Here is a 19,090-nt window from a genome sequence, read left to right as displayed (position 1 = left end):
AGCTCACCTCTGTCCTATAATGAGAATATAAACATAGAAGGCAGAACCACAAGGGCTCAGCCTTCCTGTTGTACGCATCTTATTTTTATTACTACTTTATTACTCTGTAATTAGCGCAGGATTAAGCGCTTTGAGCAAGCTTAGATCATGGTAAGATGCGAATTCAGGTATGCTCTTAATGTTACCTACACTTTTCAAATATTCGCCTACAGCCTGACCGTTGCTTCCGTTAATGTAAGTATCATTAACTTCCATGGCATATACATTGCGGTTCATAATTTCTCTGAGCTCGTCCTCGGTTAAGTGCAGCTCAGGCGCCAATATTTTAATCGCTTCTTCCCGGTTGTCATTAATGTAAGCCGTCGCTTTCTCTAGAGCGCCAAGCATCGCTTTGATCGTGTTTGGATTTTCCTTCAAATAATCGTCAGTTACTTGCACCGTAGTGTGTACGCTCATCCAGTTCACATCGCCAGTTTTTTCGGGAAGCTCGCTTTTCGTACCGCTGAACAGAAACTTGCCGCCGCCTTGAATCGCCTTCGTTATGAATGGCTCCCAAGCTGCCATCGCATCGATAGACCCGTTCTGCAGCGCAACAACGGCGTCACTTGGCGCGAGGTTAACATAATTAATCTTGCTTACGTCGACACCAAGCTCCTTGCCCATATTATCAATGGCAAACTTGACATCTGCTCCGCTTGGAATGCCGATCGTCTTGCCTTCCAGATCCTTTGCACTTTTCAATTCGAGCTTGCTTGCGCCAACGACTGCCTGTGTTCCGGCAATTTGAGCTAGCGGGGCTACTATTTTCACGGGAATATTGGAGGATTTCAAAATAATATCCATAAAGTTTGTCTGAATGCTGACGGGAGCGCTGCCCCCTGCAACCAATGGAGCAATATCCGGGCCACTTTCAATGAGCTGGCTTGTTACATCGAGGCCTGCTTCCTTGAAGTAGCCGAGCTTATCGGCAATAATTTGCTGGGAGGAAATTTGGGCGTCACGTACGCCTACGAGTGTAACGGTTGTCGTCTCAGGAGTGTCATCGGCAGCAGCCTCAGGCGAGCTCGTTTCTGCTGCTGCGGCAGTTGGGGCAGAGCTTGCGTTCCCGCTGCTTGCGCTCGTAGCTTCTTCCTTCGCACCGCATGCCGTCAAAACGAATGCCAAAGCGGAAACGACCATTAATTGTTGAACCCATTTTTTTTGATTAGCCATCGTAATCTCTCCCTATACCCAATGTTTTTTTGTCTCTAATTTCTAAATACACGGGGCTTCCAGCTGCCTTAAGCGGATCAAGCTCCCCTATGTGCACACGCTATTTCTCAACCGCCTCGTTCATCCCTCCTTTACGCCAGCTAAGAACTTTGTTCTCCATGAGCTTAAGCAACGCCGAGAAAATGCTATAAATCAAGCCAATACAAATAATGGCGACGAACATATTGGAAATTTTAAAATAATTCCGTGCGTCTACGATAATATAGCCGAGTCCGGATTTGGCTCCCATCATCTCGGAGACGATTAGCGCGGAGAAGGATAAGCCAAGGCTGACTCTGGCTCCAACAATGAAACTCGGAATGGCGGAGGGAAGCAGTACTCTTCTGAAAATTTGACGCTCCGAAGCGCCGAGGCTCATTGCCGAGCGAATAAGGGTGGACGGAACAGTCTTGAATCCGTCTACCGTATACACCAATACCGGAAGGAAAGTCGTCCAAGCGATGAGCAGCACCTTCGGAAATTCACCGATGCCGAACCAGATAATAATAAGCGGAAGCAGGGCGAGCGCTGGGATTGGCCCTACTAGATTAAGCAGGGGAGACATCCAGCGCTCCACCTGGCGAAACTTGCTCATTAATACACCCATGAAAACCGCCAGCACACATCCGATTACAAAACCGGCTGCAATACGCAAGGTGCTGGACAGCAGGCTATCAAAGAGAAGCCCGGTTTGCGCAAGGGCCCAAGCATCAACGATAACGAGTGAAGGAGGTGGAAGAAAAAGCGGATTGAACAAGGCCAGCTTCATATTCATTTGAGAAAAAACTTCCCACAGGATGAAAAAGGTCAGATAGGGAATGAAATTCGATGTTTTCATAAAGCTAGAGCCTGCTTTGGTCTTCGCCTTGCGTGCGATTTTATGCGCTCCAAGCTTGCCCACTTGCGCCCCCTCGGCTGTGAAAGAACCCGATGTCTCGCTCATTGTATGGCCTCCTCCAATTCATTCTCCATCAATACGTGCTCGATTCGCTGCATAGCCTCGCCGAAGCCAGGCATATCGAAGGTGCGGGGATGCGGAATGTCGACCTTGAATTCATCAGCAATGATTCCGTTCTTCATAACGACAACACGGTCAGCTAGATAGATCGCTTCGCTTATGCTATGAGTCACGAACAAAGTAGTCGGCTTTAGCTTCTCACATATGCGGCGAAGCTCTCTGCGCATCATATCGCGGGTTAAAATATCCAAAGCGCCGAATGGCTCATCCATTAGCAAAATATCGGGAGAGCTTGCGAGCGCCCGGGCAATGCCCACCCGCTGCTTCATGCCGCCTGACAATTCGGCAGGGTATTGGTCTGCATATTTTTCCAAGCCTACCAGGCTTAAAAACTGTCTGCCGATTTCCTTCGCTTCTATTTTTCCTGCTCCTTGGACCTCTGGTCCGAAGCTGATATTTTCAAGTACCGTATACCAAGGGAACAGGGCATGATCTTGAAACACCATCCCGCGGGCTTTGGAAGGTCCGCGAATGAGCTCGCCATCTACAAGCAGCTCCCCTTCATCAGGCAGCAAATAGCCAGCGATCATATTAAGCAGCGTAGATTTGCCGCAGCCGCTATGTCCGAGTATGCATACAAACTCATGAGCATCCACCGTCAAATCGACATTTTTCAAAATCGTCCGCTCCCCAAAACGCTTTCCCGCATTACGCACCATCAACTTCATAGCTGTCCCTCGCTTTCTCCATTCATGTTCTGCGTTGTACACGATTTATGAGCCTATCCCACACAACATCTAATCCAAGATTGGATACAATCCTAATCAAAAAAATGATGGGCTTCTGATTCAGTCTTTCACGCTGGCGTAATGACCGGTTGTCACGCGGAAAACCTCGCTTAAGGATTGAGGAGCCATTCCTTTTTCTTCAAACTGAAGCGTATCCTCGATTTCCTGTAAATGCTCGATCATCAACCGTTCCGCCTGCTCCGCCTCGCCTTGCTCAATCAAGAGCACTAATCGTCGATGATCGCTGCAGTGCATGTGCTTACTCATGCCATATAGAGCGATGATGACGTAGGTGAGTGATATAAGCTCCTCTAAATAGCGGAAATAATAATTGTTGCCCGTGAACTCGGCGATTTTTAGATGAAAGTTGCCCGAGAGCCGAACGGCGAGCAAAGGGTCTCCGTTGTGGTGAGCCGCGTGCTCCTCATCCAGCAGCTCGCTAAGCTGTCTGAGCTGTTCTTTAGTCAGTTTTCCACTTACCTTTTTCACCCCGGAGGCTTCAATGACTCTGCGCATTTCGAAAACTTCCTTGGCTTCTTCGACGGTAGGGCATGCAACGAATGTTCCCTTGTATGGAATAACCGTCACCAGCTTCTCCCCGGCCAGCTTGCGCAGCACATTGCGTACGGGCGTGCGGCTGACGCCAAACGATTCGGCAATAACCTCCTCGACGAGCTGCATGCTAGGGCGGAGCTTTTGCTGAATAATGGCATCTTTAATGGCTATATAAATATCAAGTTCATTTGCTACCCCCACTGGGAACATCTCCTTTCTAAGGTGGATCAGTCAAACGAAAGTGTTTGTCATGTTTCATAACATGAATAGTAAATTAAAAGTACTTTATAAGTCAATAGTTATTTTGAGTGGAGTGAAATGACGATTTCTTAAAGGTTTTTCAGAATTTCAACTGTATTTAACGCTTGCACGTATAAGTGTTTGTCTTTTTCGCTATCTAACCTTTCGTATGTGGTATATTTATGTTATATAAATTAACATGAACTAAAGGCTAATAGCTGATTTTTAAGTTGCATGTTATCCTACTTTTAAACTATAAAAAACACCTATATAGTGGTAGAATTGGGTGGGTGAAATGAATGTGAAGGGTATAAAGAACTAAAGTTGAGAGGGTTGAATCATCATTTTTAAATTTTATTATCGTATCGGTTTAACAGGCTTGATTATTGTCCTTATGTCATTGGTTTATTTGCCTAGGGAGCAAGTGGTGTCGGCAAGAGCGGTTATTCAAGAGTTTGCCGCAAGCTCAGCCGTTAAGACGGATAACGCCCTTACACGAGCTGAGGCGGCCAGCATGCTGAGCCGGGTGACCCAATTGCCAAAGCCCGACATGGCGGATGTCGCGTCAGTATTTCCTGATCTGGACAAGCATAGCAGCCGCAGTGATGTGCGCAAGCTCGTTGCACTTGGAATGATTGCGAAAAATGACTACCCCAAAGGCTTCCAGCCTGACAAGGCGGTTACCCGCTTTGAAATGATGAAGTGGATGGCCAGCGGACTTGCGGCGTCCGATGAAAGCTTCAAGCAAGCGCTGGCGGATACTGCGAGCACGCTGCTGCCTACTCCTGAGACTTATAAAGGCGGCATTGCGGACAAGCAAATTCCGTACATTGCCGTTATTCGAGGTGCGGGCATTATTAAAGGGATGCAGGACGGCACGTTTCGGCCAGCAGATCCCATTTCGAAAGCTGAACTGGCGGCCATTCTGCTCCGCTATAAGCGAGTGGAGGGCACCAAAGCTGACAGCTATCAGGCTTTGAATGAGCTGCGTGAGGTGGGATTAACCGGCACTAATCTGACCAGCATTACGAAATATAAATATTCGCGGGAATCTCCTTACAACGATGACGGAAGCTATAGGCTCGAAGCTGTTGCCAAGGTTGGAATTGACTTGGATCAGCATATTGATGCCCGTACATTAGAGCCTTATCTCAGCATTCCTGGCATCGGACTGGATTACCATCATTATGTAAATGGCTATAGCAAACGTTATAAATTCGTCAAGCTGGAGGAGCTTGGAATGAGCCTCGAGGAAGCTGTCGCCGACGCCTATGAGAGCGGATATTCTCCTAGACTCGGAGTGGAGGAGCCTGGCCAGCTTAGTCCAAAAGATTTGAAATTGCTGCTGTCCCACGAGGATGCCTATATTAATGTAGAGCAGAGCCGAATGCCGTTTACTTCCTTCGCGAACGTGGTCGACAGCCCGATTAAGGCCAAGAAGGTTGCTACGGTCAAGCTGCACCGGATGATTTTCGTCGATGTTCCCGTCACGGGCAAGGGGGAAGTGAAGGGCGTTTATGCAAACTATTTTGCTGATTCCATAGCGTCTTGGCGCAAGCTTGATAATAGTGTTTATATGGCCTTCACTGAAATGACGATCCAGACGCATGCGGAAAAAATGGATCTCATGGGCTTCTACAGCGCCATCGGCAATGGGAATGGGAACGGTTTTTTCAAGTTCAGCCGTCTTGCTCCCGAAACGATGGATAAAAACGGGCTAACTACCGTCCCGATGGCTACTTCCACCTATTTTACTAAGGATAGCGTCAGACGTTTTTGGACCTTTGGCACCTATCTTAAAAGCAACTATTATCCGCCTCACCTTAAAACCGACTCAGGCGCTTACTTCAGAACGTATTATCAATCCTAATCGAAGCATCCCTTGTCCTCTCTCTATGAGAGTGAAGGGGTGCTTTTTCTCTTGCTGCTCAAAGGTTGAGCGGGTTGTATGTTCTTGATAAAAAGATGTCCAAAAAAGGACTTCCTGTTCTATTTTTGGATACCTTCATCATAGGCTGGGCATATATACCATTCAGTATCAATATGGTATTTGTGGTATTAATTCCATTTAATAGTTTGAAGCTTATTACCAGGAGGGATCGTTTATGGAAAGGCCTATTGGGATTATTGTATCAGAGCCGCATGCTTTAGCAGGGCAAGGTAGTCGTTCAAGTGGAAACTTCTCTACGGATTGGTTTGGAGGAGCCCATGTCATGTTGGTTGAAGTAACGGTCGATGGTCAAATTGATAATACGATAACTTTCAGTATTGCTGAAGATAAAAGTGGCAGTGATCCCGTTAGAGCTAAAAATGTGAAGAATAACGATCAGGTGGGGTATATAGGAAGTAACTCGTTATACATTTGTGAGGTTAGATGTCCAGTGAATAAAAATTTTATGATTACATTTAAACCTTATGTCTAAATCATTCAAAATGAATTTATATGAAGATAGTCTATTACATTTAGGAGTGTGAATCATGAGCAGACCAATCGCTGTTGTTGTATCCAGTAATACCGTTTTAAATGATGAAAGAAGTCGCACAAGCGGTAATTTTTCGACGAAATGGTTTGGCTCATGTAAATATATGGAGGTTGAAGTGAGTGTAAATGGTAAAATTAATAATGATATTAAATTCAGCATGGCTATTGATATTAATAATGGAAACGATGTTACGAAATATAATGACGTTAAAAATGGTTCAAGAATAGATTATTATGATTCAAATACTTTTTATATTTGTGAGGTACCTTCAAGTCAACGTGAAAATTTTATGGTCAAGTTTTTTCCCGTATAGGAGCAGGGTGCAGCTTGTTCAATTAACGTAATTGACGTAATTGTAAAGGTGAAGTTAAAAAGGGATGTCTCCGGCCGTTAGGCTCGGGGACATCCCTTGCTGCATCATGCAGGTAAATGGAAGGTTGAGCGGGAGATATCGGTACGAATTGTTATTTCACCGGGCTGACTTGTGCAGTCGGTGTTCCCGCAGCGGCTGGGTCAGCCTCACGTGCTGGCTGAGCTTGCGTCTCGACCTGCTCAGCAGGGGCGAGCATCGCTTGAAGCGCTGCCTGGTTAAGCAAGCTCCACGGCTTATTGTAATGCGGCTGGAAGAAGAAGTCGACGAAGCCGAGCTCATCAATTGTCATGCGGTTTTGGATGCACACCGACATCGTATTCATCATTTGCGTCAGATCGGCTTTCGATAAAATTTGTGCACCGACGACTCGCTCGCTGTCCGCTTCATAAACGAATTTCAGCGTGACCTCCTCAAACGTTGGCATAAATTCCGGACGATAGTTTTCAACGATTGTGACAGTTTTCACATTCATTTCAGCAGCAAGCGCAGCCGTTTCAGTTAAACCCGTCGATGCAATGTTGTAGTCAAATAGCTTAATGGCCGACGTTCCTTGCGTGCCTAAATATTTCACGCGCGGCTGCAGCAGGTTTTTGCCGATGAGCGTTCCCATTCGAACCGCATTCGTTGCGAGTGGAATGTAGGCGTGCTGGCCAGTTGGGTTGTACATAACGGCGCAGCTGTCTCCGGCAGCGAACACATCCGACTGGCTGGTACGCATATATTCGTCGACGATAATTGCGCCATTCGGCAGCATATCGACTTGGCCTTTCAGCAGCTCCGTATTAGGACGGAAGCCAATGCACATAATGACAAGATCAGCCTCGTATTCGCCTTTGGTCGTCAAAATCTGCTTCACTTCTCCATTTGTGCCCTTGAAGCCGGTAACGGTCTGGTCAAGCGCAAGCTCAATGCCATGTGCGGCGAGATCGGCTTCAATGACATCGGTGTATTCCTGATCCAAATATTTGTACAAAATGCGATCCATATTATCGATCAGTGTCACCTGCTTGCCGAGCTGCTCGAACGCTTCTACCAGCTCGATGCCGATGTAGCCAGCGCCGATGACGGCAATGCGGCCCGCATATTTTGCTTTTTCGATAATCGTTTGGGCGTGATTGTAGTTTTTGCATAAAAGAATATTTTCAAGCTCCATGCCCTCAAGCTTTGGAATAATCGGCCACGAGCCAGTTGTCACGACGAGCTTGTCATAGCTGTTTTCAAACGTTTCATTCGTCAGCAGATTGCGGACGGTTACGGTTTTTGCATTGGTATCGACATTCAGCACCTCATGCTGCATATGCGTTTGAACGCCCATGACGGCAAGCTGCTCAGGCGAAGCGTAGAAAAGCTTGGTTGGATCTTTGACGACGCCTCCGACATGAAGGGCGATGCCGCACGACAGGAAGGAAATGTTGTCATTTTTCTCGAAAACGGTAATTTCCGCCTCAGGGTGAAGCTTGATCATTTGATTAATAGCGGCAGTTCCTGCATGTGTACATCCAATAACGGTAACCTTCATAGTAGGGGCCTCCTCGAGTATATGTGAATGTTTTCACAACCATAATGTTTAATGTGAAATGATTCACAATGTGTTGTTGGTATTATCATAAAACATTCGATGCCTGAAAACAAGGTCGGAATTGTGAACTTTTTCACAAGGTATGGCATAGCCCCTTCGAGCCATATTCAAGCGGGTTGTTTTCAGCCACAATAAAAGGTGTACAATATACAGGAGTAGGATAGAGTGACAGTGGCACGAGGCCAGACGTCAATGAGAAAAGAGGGATGCGGCGTGACTCAGCCGGTTCGAATATTAATTGTGGACGACCATCATCATGCGCGCGAGGGCATTCGGGCGATTTTGCAGGCGGAGCCTTTGTTTGAGGTTGTCGGCGAGGGCTGCAATGGGCTTGAAGCGCTTACTCTTACGGAGCAGCTGATGCCGGATTTGATTTTGATGGATATTAATATGAAAGAGATGGACGGGCTCGAAGCGACGAAGGAAATCAAAGCCCGTTACCCCTATGTGAAAATAGTGATTATAACCGTATCGGATGATATAACGCATCTGTTTGAGGCGCTAAAGAAAGGTGCGCAGGGCTATTTGCTTAAAAATTTAAATCCCGGCGCCTGGCGCGAATATTTGAAGGCGATTGCGCTTGATGAAGCGCCTTTGTCGCGGGAGCTGGCGCAGCGCATTTTGCAGGAGTTTGCCCTTGCTGGAGCGGGCAGGCAGCAGGCTGAGGAAAGTCCGCTCACGGCGCGGGAACAGGAGATTTTGCGCTGTGTGGCGCAGGGTGCGGCTAATCGGGACATTGCCGGCATGCTGATGATTTCCGAGCATACCGTGAAAAATCATCTCAAAAACATTTTGCAGAAGCTCCATCTGGACAATCGCGTACAGCTGGCGAAATATGCGTTCGAGCAAGGGTATTTGCGGGACTAAAGCTTGGAAGGGTGCTTGTGCCATGCTGGTGAAGCGTCATCAAAGGTTCACAGCTTGGCGGCAATACTGGTGCGGAAATAGCCCTTTGTAGTCATTCTTTCCCTGAGGGCAGGTCGATATAATAGGATTTAGTTATCCAATATCGATGCTCAGGGGGCTATTTTAATGATCGTTTGGAAAAAGAAACTGGCAGCCGCAGCGCTTGCCGCAGTATTAACATTCAGCGTTTCAGCGACGGTGTTCGCCCATGATGGCTGGACACAGACGAATGCGCCGATTATCGCGCAGGGAGAGGTTGCGTATGTGGATATGCTTTTCGGCAACCATTCCAATGATCACAAAAGCTATCGTATTACCGGCCAATGGGGTGTAGACAGCTCGAAGGTATATGTGACTTCACCGGCAGGTGTGAAGACGGACATTACGTCAACGCGGTTTTACACAGGTGAAGCAGCTACAGAGACGGAGCCAGCCGTAAACAATGGTTTTGTCGCTTCCTTCTCGGCGGCATCGCCAGGCGCTTACATCGTGACGGGTGAATCGGACAGCGTGAGTACGACCTCGCTCAGCCGCTCGTTGCGCAGCGCGAAATCGTTCGTAGCCATCAGCGATCTTCCGCTTATTTCACGGGTCAGCGCGCTTAAAGGCTTTGCGAATCCAGTGAGCCTTGATCGTGCCGAGTTCGTCCCGCAGTTCAATCCGGCAGCTGCCGTGCCAGGTCAGGATGTAAAGGTGCAATTGCTGCTCAAAGGCAAGCCAGTAGCGGATACTGAAGTATCGCTCATTCGCCGCAGCAACTCCGAAGGGCAGACGCTGACAACGGATGACAATGGCTTTGTGACTTATAAGACGGGAGCAGCCGACTATTATTTGCTGCGTGCTTCGACGTCTACGGAAGAGAGCAAAGAGGGAGAATATACGAAGGTCAATTATACGGCAACGATGACCTACACGGTGCAAAATGCAGGCGTCAAGCTGCCAGCAGGCAAAGCTAGCCCCATTCCTTATGTATATGTCGATGGGAAGCTCGTATCCAGCGACAGCCTAACCATTGTGAAAGGCTCAACGAACGCGAGCGCCGATTTCCTAAAGCAGTATATTGACCCGAGCTACAGCAGCAAAAACGCCGCTTCCTTGCGTCAAACAGCTGAAAAAGCAGGAGCGGTTGTCGAGTTTTTGCCGGCAGTTGGCGATACACGTGCAGCTGTGCTGATTTATACGAAAAAATAGAAGGTCATAACCGGCAGCGAGCAATAGTGCTTTGCCTGCCAGTGAACAACAATTGAAAGCAGCTGCCCTAAACGTGCAGCACTGCTTACGCATAGCGGGGTCGCCATCATTAGGCGGCTCTGTTTGCATGAGAAGGAAGGAGAGGCGAATGATTCCTCATAAGTTGAAAATAAACCTGCTTGCGCTGGCGGCGCTGCTGCTGTTCATGCTTTGCAGCCCGGCCCTTGCGGACGCGCATGCGAATATGGAGCGCTCGACTCCGCTCCAGGATGCCGAGCTCAGCGAATCGCCTTCATCCATTCGCATTCAGTATACAGAAGAGTTCGATCCGGATTTAAGCCGGATTGTGCTGGAAGATGAGGCTGGCAATGCGATAAAAGGCAAGCTGTCTGCGGAGAAGGACAGATGGCTCGTTTATACGATTCCGAAACTGTCACCAGGTATCTATAAGGTGAAATGGCAGGTGCTGTCCGTGGATACACATGTCACGGACGGTTCCTTTCGCTTTGCGGTCGGCGTGCCGCTCGCGACGACGAAGCCAAGCGATACGATTTCGCTTGACGGCGGTGCCAGCAACGCCTCGCCGTCACCGACAGCGACGGCGAAGCCTAGTACATCAGCCTCGCCGAGTGCCGGAAGCGGGAGCGCTGGCCAGGGCAAGGACGCTTCATCGGGAGCGGCTAGCCAGCTGGGCAGCGGAAGTGCCAGCGGTAGCAGCAGCACCGCTGGAGGTAAAGGCGGCGGCTCGCAGGGTGGTGTTGACGCTAACGTCAGCGGCTCTGGAGGCAAAGCGTCTGGAGGCGCGGTGGGAGGAGGCACTTCCTCAGAAGGCAAGACGAATGGCGGTGGTAGCGGCTCGACGAGCCCTGCATCAAGTGCTGGTTCAGGAAGCGGTGGAGCAGTAGGAAAGGGCGCTGGATCGGGCGCTGGGGAAGCGGAAGGCTCCAGAAGCTCCGGTCAAGGCGGAACGGGCAGCGCAGCAGGCGGTACTAGCTCGGTAACGGAACCGGATCGATCGGCTGGAGCTGGGAGCAGCGAAGTATCCGCAGGAAGTGAAGAGGCTGCAAGCTCTTCTAAAGTGAGTGAAGGGAAATCGGCAAACGGCGATTCTGCTGCATTGGCTAACGGTGAGCAGCAAGCTGCAACCGGTCTTGACCCATCAAACACCGTATCCGAATCGCCTACTGCGGCGGAAGGGGATGGAGCAGCGGGCGAGTCGGCGCAAGCAGCGGATGAATCGCATGGGCATTCCATGTCTGGCGATCATGGAGCCGATCACGACATGGACATGGAGATGGATGCGAACGGCAATATGATCGGCCATTCGGATGACCATGATGCTGGGCATCAGAGCGATTGGCGTACAGTTATTTACACGCTGCTGCGGATTGTTGAGGTCATTGCTGCGGCGTGCATAGTTGCTTTTTTATATGCCAGATATGTGCTTTGGTCGCGTGCGGATAGCTCAGCGATACCGCGGCTGCTTAGCAAGCGCAGCGAGCGCCTCTTGTTTATAGGTGCGGCGATAGCGCTTGGCGCCACAGGATTTTTCCACGTATGGCTGTTAGCAGAGCAGCTTAGCGCATTTGAAATGGGAAGCGGCGGCGCGCTGTATCAAAAGATTTTATCCACATCGATGGTGGGACGCGCAGCATGGCTGCGGCCTGCATTGGCGGCGCTTATGCTGCTGCTGGCCTATGCGCCGCAGCGTGATGAACGCTGGGTTGCGCCGCTGAAGTGGTTGATGGCTTTACTGTTAACGGTGCTTTACCCATTAACGGGTCATGCTAATGCTTCTAATTTCCTATCAGTGGCGGTACTGTCGCATATTGTGCATATATGGACGGCAGCCATATGGTTCGGCGGCATCCTCGCCATTATTGGGGCGACTTGGAAGACTAGTTTTCCTAGCGCCGAAGAGCAGCGAGACGCGTTAATGCTTATGATCAAGCGATTTTCACAGGCCGCGCTGCCTATTATTATTTTGCTGGCCGCAACGGGCATCATCTTGTCGTTGCAGCGGCTTAACGCATGGACGGAGCTCGCAGGCAGCAGTTATGGACGTTTGGTTGTGCTAAAAACGCTGCTGCTGGTTGGCGTTATCGGCATTGGCGCTTATCATCGTTTTTCCCTAATGCCGCGTTTGGCGGCAGGGATGAAAAAGGGGGCAGCAGACAACAGCTCTGCTCCTAAATTTGTGCAAGCAGTGCGTGTAGAGGCGCTGCTGGCGCTGGCTGCTTTTATCGTAGCTGGCATGCTGTCTTCCACTGCGCCACCAGAGCAGCCTGCTTTTGCTGAACCTGTGTACTGGCATGTGATGGGCGATAAAGCCCATATGTCTATGCGAATTAAGCCAGAAGAGCAGATCTATCAGCTGGATGTGTGGCTGCCGACTGGTATGGGCGCTCCAACGCTTATCGCGGTACAAGCGAAGGATGATAGCGAGCAGGGGGAGATGCGGGACATTCCCTTCGAGTTTAATAAGGGCGGGCCAGATCCTTATGGCTATGAAGGCTTTGACAAATATACGTATTTGTCGAAGGCTCCCGTGCCTGCGGTCGGCGATATATGGGATATGACGATTGTCATTACCGATTCAACGGGCGAGGAGCATCGCTACGAGAAGCGTATACCTTAATGCGCGAAATAAGCGATAACGCTAGCCCGCGAAACGACTATTTCGCATATAATCCGAACATAAACGAATGAGTATATAACGGAAAGAGGAGCAAATCTTGCTCCTCTTTCTTTATTTTAAATAAGTGAAAAGGAATAGAAAGGAAAGAACTCCTTTAATATGGAATGATTTAGCAACCATTTCTATCGTGAATTGGAGATGAGACGGATACAATAATCTTTTTGTTGAAAATTTGTTACAAATACAATGAAAAATCTATCAATTTTCAAATGAGGTCTGTCGACTATAATTACATATACAATAAATGCAAGCTGGGGAGATTACATCATGAAGGAGAAGAGAGAGATGAAGAAAAAATCGCAATGGCAGCAAAAGTTTTATATGAGGAGGCTCAGAAGCAGGCTTCTTCTCTATATTTCCTTGATGCTCATTCTTTCACTGGCCGTATCTACATTCTTTTCTTACAGCAGCGCTAAAATTCAGCTTCAGGATAAAATGGGACAAACAGCAGCCTCTACGGTATCCTCGCTTGATATGTCGATCGATCAGATCGTCGGGCTTGAGAAAGCCAATGTGAAGCAATTAGCCTACTTGCTCTCATCGGCAGCAGTAGATGAAAAGGCTGAGACTACTCAGGCGCTTATAGACCATTTTACAGCAAGCCATCCTGAGGTTGAAATTGTAACGATTGGCAACGCGAACGGCAGCTGGATGAAATCGCCGAATCCGGGTCAGGAGGATTACGACCCGCGGGAGCGCTCTTGGTACAAGGCGATTATGGCGGCTCCAGGAGAAGTTGTCGTATCCCAGCCGGGCTTATCGGCAACGACGAATAAGTATACGATCACTGTGTCTCAAGCGTTTGCGGATGGACAGGGCGGGGTTACCGTTGCTTTGAGCGTAGAGGCAATTGGGCAATTAATTCAAAATGTTAAAATCGGCTCGGAGGGCTTTGTTTATTTGATGGATCAGCAGGGCGTTATTTTGGCGCATCCTACGATTGAAGTGGGAACTCCTATTAATAATGAAGGTATTCAGTCCATTCTGGGGCAGGATAGCGGGGAGCTCTTCTACAATGATCCGATTAACAATGTGGAGCGCAAAGCCTTTTACGTGACGAATAAGGATACCGGACTAAAATTGGTCGGGGCTCTGCCAACCCAGGAGTTTACGGAGGCCGCGCTGCCTATATTGCTTAACTCGCTGCTCGTCATGGTCATTTCGCTGGTTGCGGCATTCGTCATTTTATTCTTTATTATCCGGGCCATTACAAGGCCTATCGAGCAATTGAACCGTGCGGCCAGACGGGTAAGCGAAGGTTATTTGCAGGAAAAAGTCGAGACGAAGCGCCGGGACGAAATCGGGGAGCTTGCTGGCAACTTCAACGCGATGGTCGATTCTCTCCGCGGTATTGTCATGGAAGTGGCGGATTCGTCGAATCAGCTGGCGGCTGCCAGCCAGCAGCTTAGTGCAAGCACAACGGAAAATACGAAGACGGTGGAGCTTGTATCGGAGCTGATCGGCGGAGCGGCACAAGGGGCGGACAATCAAGCTCGCATGACGGACGAGACGCGCAGAACGATGGAGGAAATGGCGATCGGCATTACGAGAATTGCTGAAGCATCGTCTGAAATTGTGCAATCGTCGAAGGAGACGGAGCAGAATGTTGCGGAAGGCAGCGACAAAGTACAGGAAGTAACGGCTCAAATGAGAAAAATCGGCGAATCCATCGACCGGTCCTCCGAGCAGATCGAGCAGCTGCATGATCTTAGCGCACAGGTGACGCAGATGAGTACAGCGATTGCAGGCATTGCCAAGCAGACGAATCTTCTGTCGCTTAATGCGGCCATTGAAGCATCGCGGGCAGGCGATCACGGCAAAGGCTTTGCCGTCGTTGCACAGGAAGTGCAGAAGCTGGCAGACCAGACGAAGACGACAGCCGATCAAATATTGGATACGATTGGCCAGATGACGAAGCTGGTTGCAGCTACTTACGATATGATGAAATACAAAGTTTCCGAGGATATGCGGGGAGGATTGCGCATAACGGAGGAAGCAGGACAGGCGCTGACAAGCATTGAACAATCCACGAGGCTGATTGTCCAGCAAATTCATGATGTCTCGGCGGTGACGGAGGAGATGTCGGCAAGTGCCGAGGAAGTGGCGGCGTCCATTCACGAGGTTTCGGGCATTGCGAACGAATCGTCACAATCGTTCCGCCAGGTGACGCAGGCCGGCAACCAGCAGCTTGATGCGATGGAGGGCATTTCCTCATCTGCAGTCGGCCTGTCGGAAATTGCTTCCGAGCTGCAAAATAAAGTAGGCAGCTTTAAACTGTAGGCTGCGATAACACGATGCAAGCCTAATTAGCGTAGACAAAGAAATAAACACGGAAATCAATAGAGGATTAAATACAAAAATAGCCGTCCTGCGCAGCCTATTGGCTGCCATGCAGGATGGCTATTTTATTGCTGCTCGGCGACTGAACGCTGTAGCAGAAGTTAAACGACGCAGCTTCGCGTGCAGCCAATGCCTAATTAGTCAGTAGTTCACCCCAGCTTGGAAACGGCTTGCTTCATTTGGTGAAGAGCTCGTTCCAGCACAGCTGTGGGAAAGCCGACACTCATGCGAAGGAAGCCTTCGCCGTTGCCGCAGGAGGAGCCATCCCTGAACGCAATTTTTGCCTCCCGCATAAAATAAGGGGCAAGCTGCTCCGGAGGCAAGCCCAGCTCACGGGCATCAAGCCATAATAAATAGGTGGCTTCCGGCTGAATGAGCTTAATTTGAGGAATATGTTCTCGCAAATATTCCCCTACAAACCGTACATTTTCCTCCAGGTACGCAACGAGCTGATCGACATAGTAGCCGCCATGCCAGTAGGCGGCCTCTAGCGCCACTACGCCGAACACGGGACGGTCAATCGCTTTGTTGTTGATAAGGGAAATGCGGAAAGCTTCACGCCAGCGCTCATTAGGAATGATAGCGGCAGAGGCGCGCATGCCAGCGAGATTGAACGTTTTACTCGGATTGACGGTGACCATGCATTGCTGAGCGATTTCATCCGAAATAGCTGGCAGCGGAATGTGGGTAAACGCCTCGTAAGCCAGATCAGCATGTACCTCGTCTGCGATAACGAATACATTGTAGCGCAGGCAAAGCTCGGCGATTCTTGTCAGCTCTAGCTTTGTCCAGCAGCGTCCGACCGGATTATGCGGATTGCAAAGCAGCATCAGCTTCGTACGCGGGTTGCTAAGCTGGCGCTCCAAATCCTCAAAATCGATCTCGTAGCGTCCATTGTGCAGCTTGAGCTTATTTTCCGCTTTAATGCGTCCGCTATTATCAATCAAGCTGTGAAAAGCATGATAGACAGGTGTCTGAATCAATACCCGGTCACCGGGCTGTGTGAAGGCTTGCACGGCAAATACGAGTGAAGAGCCAACAGAGGGAGAATACTCGACCCATTTCGGCTCTATAGGAAATTGAAAGCGGCTTGCCATCCAATGCTGGACAGCAAGCGCCAGTCCCGCGCTTTCGGCGACATAGCCAAACATGCCATGCTCTACCCGTGCAGCGAGCGCATCAATAATGGGCTGTGCCGTTGTAAAATCGGTTTCTGCCAAATGCATGGGCAGCACATCTTCCGGAAATAGGGTGTGCATTTGTGAATCGGTATGACGTCGATCGAGCTGTACGCTAAAATTATGTGTGCGAGTCATCATTTGCCTCTTCCCCTGTCGTCAGTTTTTGGAAAAGACCGTTCCTAAAAATTTCTTCGTCCGCTCCTGCTGCGGTTGTCCGAACAGGCTTTGCGGATCGCCTTCTTCGATAATCGAGCCGTCCGCCATAAAGATGACGCGGTCAGCAATTTCCCGGGCGAAGGACATTTCATGGGTCACAATCAGCATCGTTGTGTCCGTAGCAACGATAGAGCGGATGACCTGCAGAACTTCCCCAACAAGCTCGGGGTCAAGCGCCGAGGTTGGCTCATCGAGTAAAATCACCGCAGGATTGACGGCCAGTGCACGAGCAATGGCCACGCGCTGCTGCTGTCCGCCGGACAACATGGCAGGATAGCTGCTTGCTTTGCTTGCTAGTCCAACCTGATCCAGCAGCTTGTGGCCCAGTGCTTCGGCATCAGGCTTATTCATCTTTTTGGTGACAATAAGCGCTTCAATGACGTTTTGCAGCGCCGTCTTATTTTTGAATAAATTGTAATGCTGGAAAACCATCGCCGATTTCTGTCTCAGGGCGTAGGCATCTGATTTCTTCAGCCTTCTTGCATCGACCTCGAAACCATCGATTTCAATGTGGCCGGCATCCGGCGTTTCCAGCAGATTGAGGCAGCGAAGCAGCGTGGATTTGCCCGAACCGGACGGTCCAATAATCGCAACGACCTCGCGGCGCTTCACTTCCAGATTGATTTGCTTCAGCACCTCGTTATCGCCGAAATGCTTGCTTAACCCGCTCACTTTTAGCATAACAGAACTCCTATCGATAAGGCTTGCTCATTGCCTTTTCCAATTTTCCCTGCAGCATGGTCAGCACGATCGTTACGGCCCAATAAATGAGGGCAACGGCAATATAGCTCTCCAAAAAACGGAAGGAGTTGCTGGCCAAAATTTTCGTTTGCGCGAAAATGTCGGTCACACCAACTGTAAAGGCGAGCGAGGACTCCTTGACCAGCATAATCAAATAGTTGCCTAGACTCGGAACGGCAATCCGCATCGCTTGCGGCAAAATAACTCGGCGGAAGCCCTGCCATTTGGTCATGCCGACTGAAAGGCAGGCTTCCATTTGCCCGCTATCGACCGCATTCAGTGCCCCACGGAATTCTTCCGCCAAATAGGCGGCATTTTTAAAGCTGAGAGCAACGATTGTTGCGGTAATTGCGTCAATAAAGGTGAATTCCGGAAAAATTTGCGGGATTCCCACATAAAAGATAAACAGCGTAACAAGAGTAGGCACCGAGCGAAAGAAGGAAATATATACTTTTGCCACCGGTGACAAAATAAAAATTTTATTGTTAATAATGAGCGCCAGCACAATACCCATAAGACAAGCCAGAAGCATGGAGCCGACCGCCAGCATCAGCGTCATCGGCAAATACTTCAGCAGCTTGGGTATCGCTTCGAATATAAACGCTGTATCGAAATTCATCGTTTAGTTAGCCTTGCTGATGTCTTGTTTCAAATGCTCATTCGACAGCTTCGTCAGCGTGCCGTCTTTTGCAAGGGCTTCAAGTGCTTCGTTGAAGGAATCACGCAGCTTCTTGCCTTCTTCGGTGTTCGGGAACGGGAATGCTTCCTCGTAAGTGTAAACCGGGTCTCCCGCTTTCTTCAAAGCAAGTCCCGAGTTGTCGATCAGCAGCTGTGCACCGGCGCGGTCCATAATATAAGCATCAAGGCGTTTCAGAGCAACATCATTCAGGATTACGCTAGGATCTTCATAAGTTGTAATGTTCAGCTCGTTGTTAGGATCATTGGCGCGCAAGTAAGCTTCCTTACTTGTACCAACGTCAACACCGATTTTCTTGCCCTTCAAATCAGCCAGCGATTGGATGGAATCATCATCAGCGCGGACGATCAGCTGTGCTCCGGAATAAATATAAGTATTGGAGAAGATGTATTTCTCTTTACGTTTTTCGTTAGCTTCCACTTGGTTGGCGATCGTGTCGATCTTGCCAGCGTCCAGCATGCCGAACATGCCCGCCATATCAGCAGTCGTCCAGTTTACTTTCGTGTAGCCCAAATATTTGGCAACAGCTTCTGCTACGGCAATATCATAACCTTCCAGCTTGTCCCCGTCCTTCTTGGAGAAACCGATGCTGACGCCGAACGTCGCCAGATTTAGTTCTTTGCTTTCTGCATTGCCGCCGGAGCTAGCGCTTTCAGAATCATTAGTCGTTGTCGACCCGCATGCTCCCAGCACTAACGTCAAGGCAAGCATTAATAAGACCACACTTTTTTTTCCAAACATGTTGACAAAAGCCTCCTCTTAGTAGATCGATCTAATTATAAGCCAAACGTGTCCGGGTGCTGCTGTAGCCAGCGAAACCGTTCGCGCTTGATTCTATTAGTAAATAAACGCGAAACGTCTATTTCCTATTAGTTTTGTTGGAATTATAGCAA

At 49.2% G+C, this 19,090-nt stretch carries 16 protein-coding genes; 7 read left to right on the top strand and 9 right to left on the bottom strand.

Annotated features, from left to right (window positions below; translation table 11 throughout):
• Positions 1-99: 99 nt before the first annotated feature.
• From MHB80_RS24990 to MHB80_RS24975, 4 genes are all read right to left on the bottom strand, one after another.
• A complete protein-coding gene (locus MHB80_RS24990; RefSeq protein WP_341279497.1) occupies positions 100-1,212 on the bottom strand; it encodes an ABC transporter substrate-binding protein in 1,113 nt (370 codons plus the stop codon).
• 100 nt (positions 1,213-1,312) lie between these two features.
• Positions 1,313-2,194 (bottom strand): ABC transporter permease, encoded by an 882-nt coding sequence (locus tag MHB80_RS24985; RefSeq protein ID WP_341279496.1) that lies wholly within the window; start codon positions 2,192-2,194, stop codon positions 1,313-1,315.
• Entirely contained in the window at positions 2,191-2,937 is a 747-nt protein-coding gene (locus MHB80_RS24980) for an ABC transporter ATP-binding protein (protein WP_341279495.1), read from the bottom strand. Before MHB80_RS24980 ends, MHB80_RS24985 begins: the two co-directional genes overlap by 4 nt.
• Before the next feature lie 120 nt (positions 2,938-3,057).
• The gene (locus MHB80_RS24975) at positions 3,058-3,753 is read right to left on the bottom strand and encodes a GntR family transcriptional regulator (protein WP_341279494.1); all 696 of its coding nucleotides are present in this window, start codon (positions 3,751-3,753) and stop codon (positions 3,058-3,060) included.
• 466 nt (positions 3,754-4,219) lie between these two features.
• Between MHB80_RS24975 and MHB80_RS24970 the strand changes: the two genes are divergently transcribed.
• The 3 genes from MHB80_RS24970 (at position 4,220) to MHB80_RS24960 (ending at position 6,588) form a co-directional block, all read left to right on the top strand.
• Entirely contained in the window at positions 4,220-5,662 is a 1,443-nt protein-coding gene (locus MHB80_RS24970) for an S-layer homology domain-containing protein (RefSeq protein ID WP_341279493.1), read from the top strand.
• Between the two features lie 235 nt (positions 5,663-5,897).
• Positions 5,898-6,215, top strand: a complete 318-nt coding sequence (locus MHB80_RS24965; protein ID WP_341279492.1) for a hypothetical protein — start codon at positions 5,898-5,900, stop codon at positions 6,213-6,215.
• A 55-nt stretch (positions 6,216-6,270) separates the two neighbouring features.
• On the top strand, positions 6,271-6,588 hold the full coding sequence (locus tag MHB80_RS24960) for a hypothetical protein (RefSeq protein ID WP_341279491.1): 318 nt from the start codon (positions 6,271-6,273) through the stop codon (positions 6,586-6,588).
• A gap of 151 nt (positions 6,589-6,739) precedes the next feature.
• On the opposite strand, the gene MHB80_RS24955 is transcribed toward MHB80_RS24960, so the two are convergent.
• On the bottom strand, positions 6,740-8,167 hold the full coding sequence (locus MHB80_RS24955) for an FAD-dependent oxidoreductase (protein WP_341279490.1): 1,428 nt from the start codon (positions 8,165-8,167) through the stop codon (positions 6,740-6,742).
• A 252-nt stretch (positions 8,168-8,419) separates the two neighbouring features.
• Between MHB80_RS24955 and MHB80_RS24950 the strand changes: the two genes are divergently transcribed.
• The 4 genes from MHB80_RS24950 (at position 8,420) to MHB80_RS24935 (ending at position 15,302) form a co-directional block, all read left to right on the top strand.
• Positions 8,420-9,094 carry a response regulator transcription factor gene (locus MHB80_RS24950; RefSeq protein ID WP_341283070.1) on the top strand — a complete coding sequence of 225 codons (675 nt, stop codon included), beginning with the start codon at positions 8,420-8,422 and terminating at the stop codon, positions 9,092-9,094.
• A gap of 165 nt (positions 9,095-9,259) precedes the next feature.
• Positions 9,260-10,324: a DUF4198 domain-containing protein gene (locus MHB80_RS24945; RefSeq protein WP_341279489.1), complete on the top strand. Its 1,065-nt coding sequence runs from the start codon at positions 9,260-9,262 to the stop codon at positions 10,322-10,324.
• A 148-nt stretch (positions 10,325-10,472) separates the two neighbouring features.
• Complete coding sequence (locus tag MHB80_RS24940) at positions 10,473-12,962, top strand: CopD family protein (protein WP_341279488.1); 2,490 nt, start codon at positions 10,473-10,475, stop codon at positions 12,960-12,962.
• A gap of 327 nt (positions 12,963-13,289) precedes the next feature.
• Positions 13,290-15,302: a methyl-accepting chemotaxis protein gene (locus MHB80_RS24935; protein ID WP_341279487.1), complete on the top strand. Its 2,013-nt coding sequence runs from the start codon at positions 13,290-13,292 to the stop codon at positions 15,300-15,302.
• A 209-nt stretch (positions 15,303-15,511) separates the two neighbouring features.
• Here MHB80_RS24935 and MHB80_RS24930 read toward each other — a convergent pair whose 3' ends face one another.
• Genes MHB80_RS24930 through MHB80_RS24915 form a run of 4 tightly spaced genes read right to left on the bottom strand, consistent with a single transcriptional unit; the run spans position 15,512 to position 18,938 of the window.
• Positions 15,512-16,681, bottom strand: a complete 1,170-nt coding sequence (locus MHB80_RS24930; RefSeq protein ID WP_341279486.1) for a MalY/PatB family protein — start codon at positions 16,679-16,681, stop codon at positions 15,512-15,514.
• Positions 16,682-16,699: 18 nt separating this feature from the next.
• Entirely contained in the window at positions 16,700-17,440 is a 741-nt protein-coding gene (locus MHB80_RS24925) for an amino acid ABC transporter ATP-binding protein (RefSeq protein WP_341279485.1), read from the bottom strand.
• A 10-nt stretch (positions 17,441-17,450) separates the two neighbouring features.
• Entirely contained in the window at positions 17,451-18,119 is a 669-nt protein-coding gene (locus MHB80_RS24920; RefSeq protein ID WP_341279484.1) for an amino acid ABC transporter permease, read from the bottom strand.
• A gap of 3 nt (positions 18,120-18,122) precedes the next feature.
• Positions 18,123-18,938, bottom strand: a complete 816-nt coding sequence (locus MHB80_RS24915) for a transporter substrate-binding domain-containing protein (RefSeq protein WP_341279483.1) — start codon at positions 18,936-18,938, stop codon at positions 18,123-18,125.
• Positions 18,939-19,090: the final 152 nt, after the last annotated feature.

The organism is Paenibacillus sp. FSL H8-0537 (assembly GCF_038051995.1).
In the GTDB taxonomy this organism is placed as follows: domain Bacteria; phylum Bacillota; class Bacilli; order Paenibacillales; family Paenibacillaceae; genus Pristimantibacillus.
The sequence above is the reverse complement of the archived record's forward strand: the minus strand, read 5'-3'. Positions and strand labels throughout refer to the sequence as shown.

Coding starts and splice junctions, on each gene's coding strand:
- MHB80_RS24990 (WP_341279497.1), bottom strand. CDS start 1,212: ATGGCTAATCAAAAAAAATGGGTTCAACAATTAATGGTCGTTTCCGCT.
- MHB80_RS24985 (WP_341279496.1), bottom strand. CDS start 2,194: ATGAGCGAGACATCGGGTTCTTTCACAGCCGAGGGGGCGCAAGTGGGC.
- MHB80_RS24980 (WP_341279495.1), bottom strand. CDS start 2,937: ATGAAGTTGATGGTGCGTAATGCGGGAAAGCGTTTTGGGGAGCGGACG.
- MHB80_RS24965 (WP_341279492.1), top strand. CDS start 5,898: ATGGAAAGGCCTATTGGGATTATTGTATCAGAGCCGCATGCTTTAGCA.
- MHB80_RS24960 (WP_341279491.1), top strand. CDS start 6,271: ATGAGCAGACCAATCGCTGTTGTTGTATCCAGTAATACCGTTTTAAAT.
- MHB80_RS24955 (WP_341279490.1), bottom strand. CDS start 8,167: ATGAAGGTTACCGTTATTGGATGTACACATGCAGGAACTGCCGCTATT.
- MHB80_RS24950 (WP_341283070.1), top strand. CDS start 8,420: ATGAGAAAAGAGGGATGCGGCGTGACTCAGCCGGTTCGAATATTAATT.
- MHB80_RS24945 (WP_341279489.1), top strand. CDS start 9,260: ATGATCGTTTGGAAAAAGAAACTGGCAGCCGCAGCGCTTGCCGCAGTA.
- MHB80_RS24940 (WP_341279488.1), top strand. CDS start 10,473: ATGATTCCTCATAAGTTGAAAATAAACCTGCTTGCGCTGGCGGCGCTG.
- MHB80_RS24935 (WP_341279487.1), top strand. CDS start 13,290: ATGAAGGAGAAGAGAGAGATGAAGAAAAAATCGCAATGGCAGCAAAAG.
- MHB80_RS24930 (WP_341279486.1), bottom strand. CDS start 16,681: ATGATGACTCGCACACATAATTTTAGCGTACAGCTCGATCGACGTCAT.
- MHB80_RS24925 (WP_341279485.1), bottom strand. CDS start 17,440: ATGCTAAAAGTGAGCGGGTTAAGCAAGCATTTCGGCGATAACGAGGTG.
- MHB80_RS24920 (WP_341279484.1), bottom strand. CDS start 18,119: ATGAATTTCGATACAGCGTTTATATTCGAAGCGATACCCAAGCTGCTG.
- MHB80_RS24915 (WP_341279483.1), bottom strand. CDS start 18,938: ATGTTTGGAAAAAAAAGTGTGGTCTTATTAATGCTTGCCTTGACGTTA.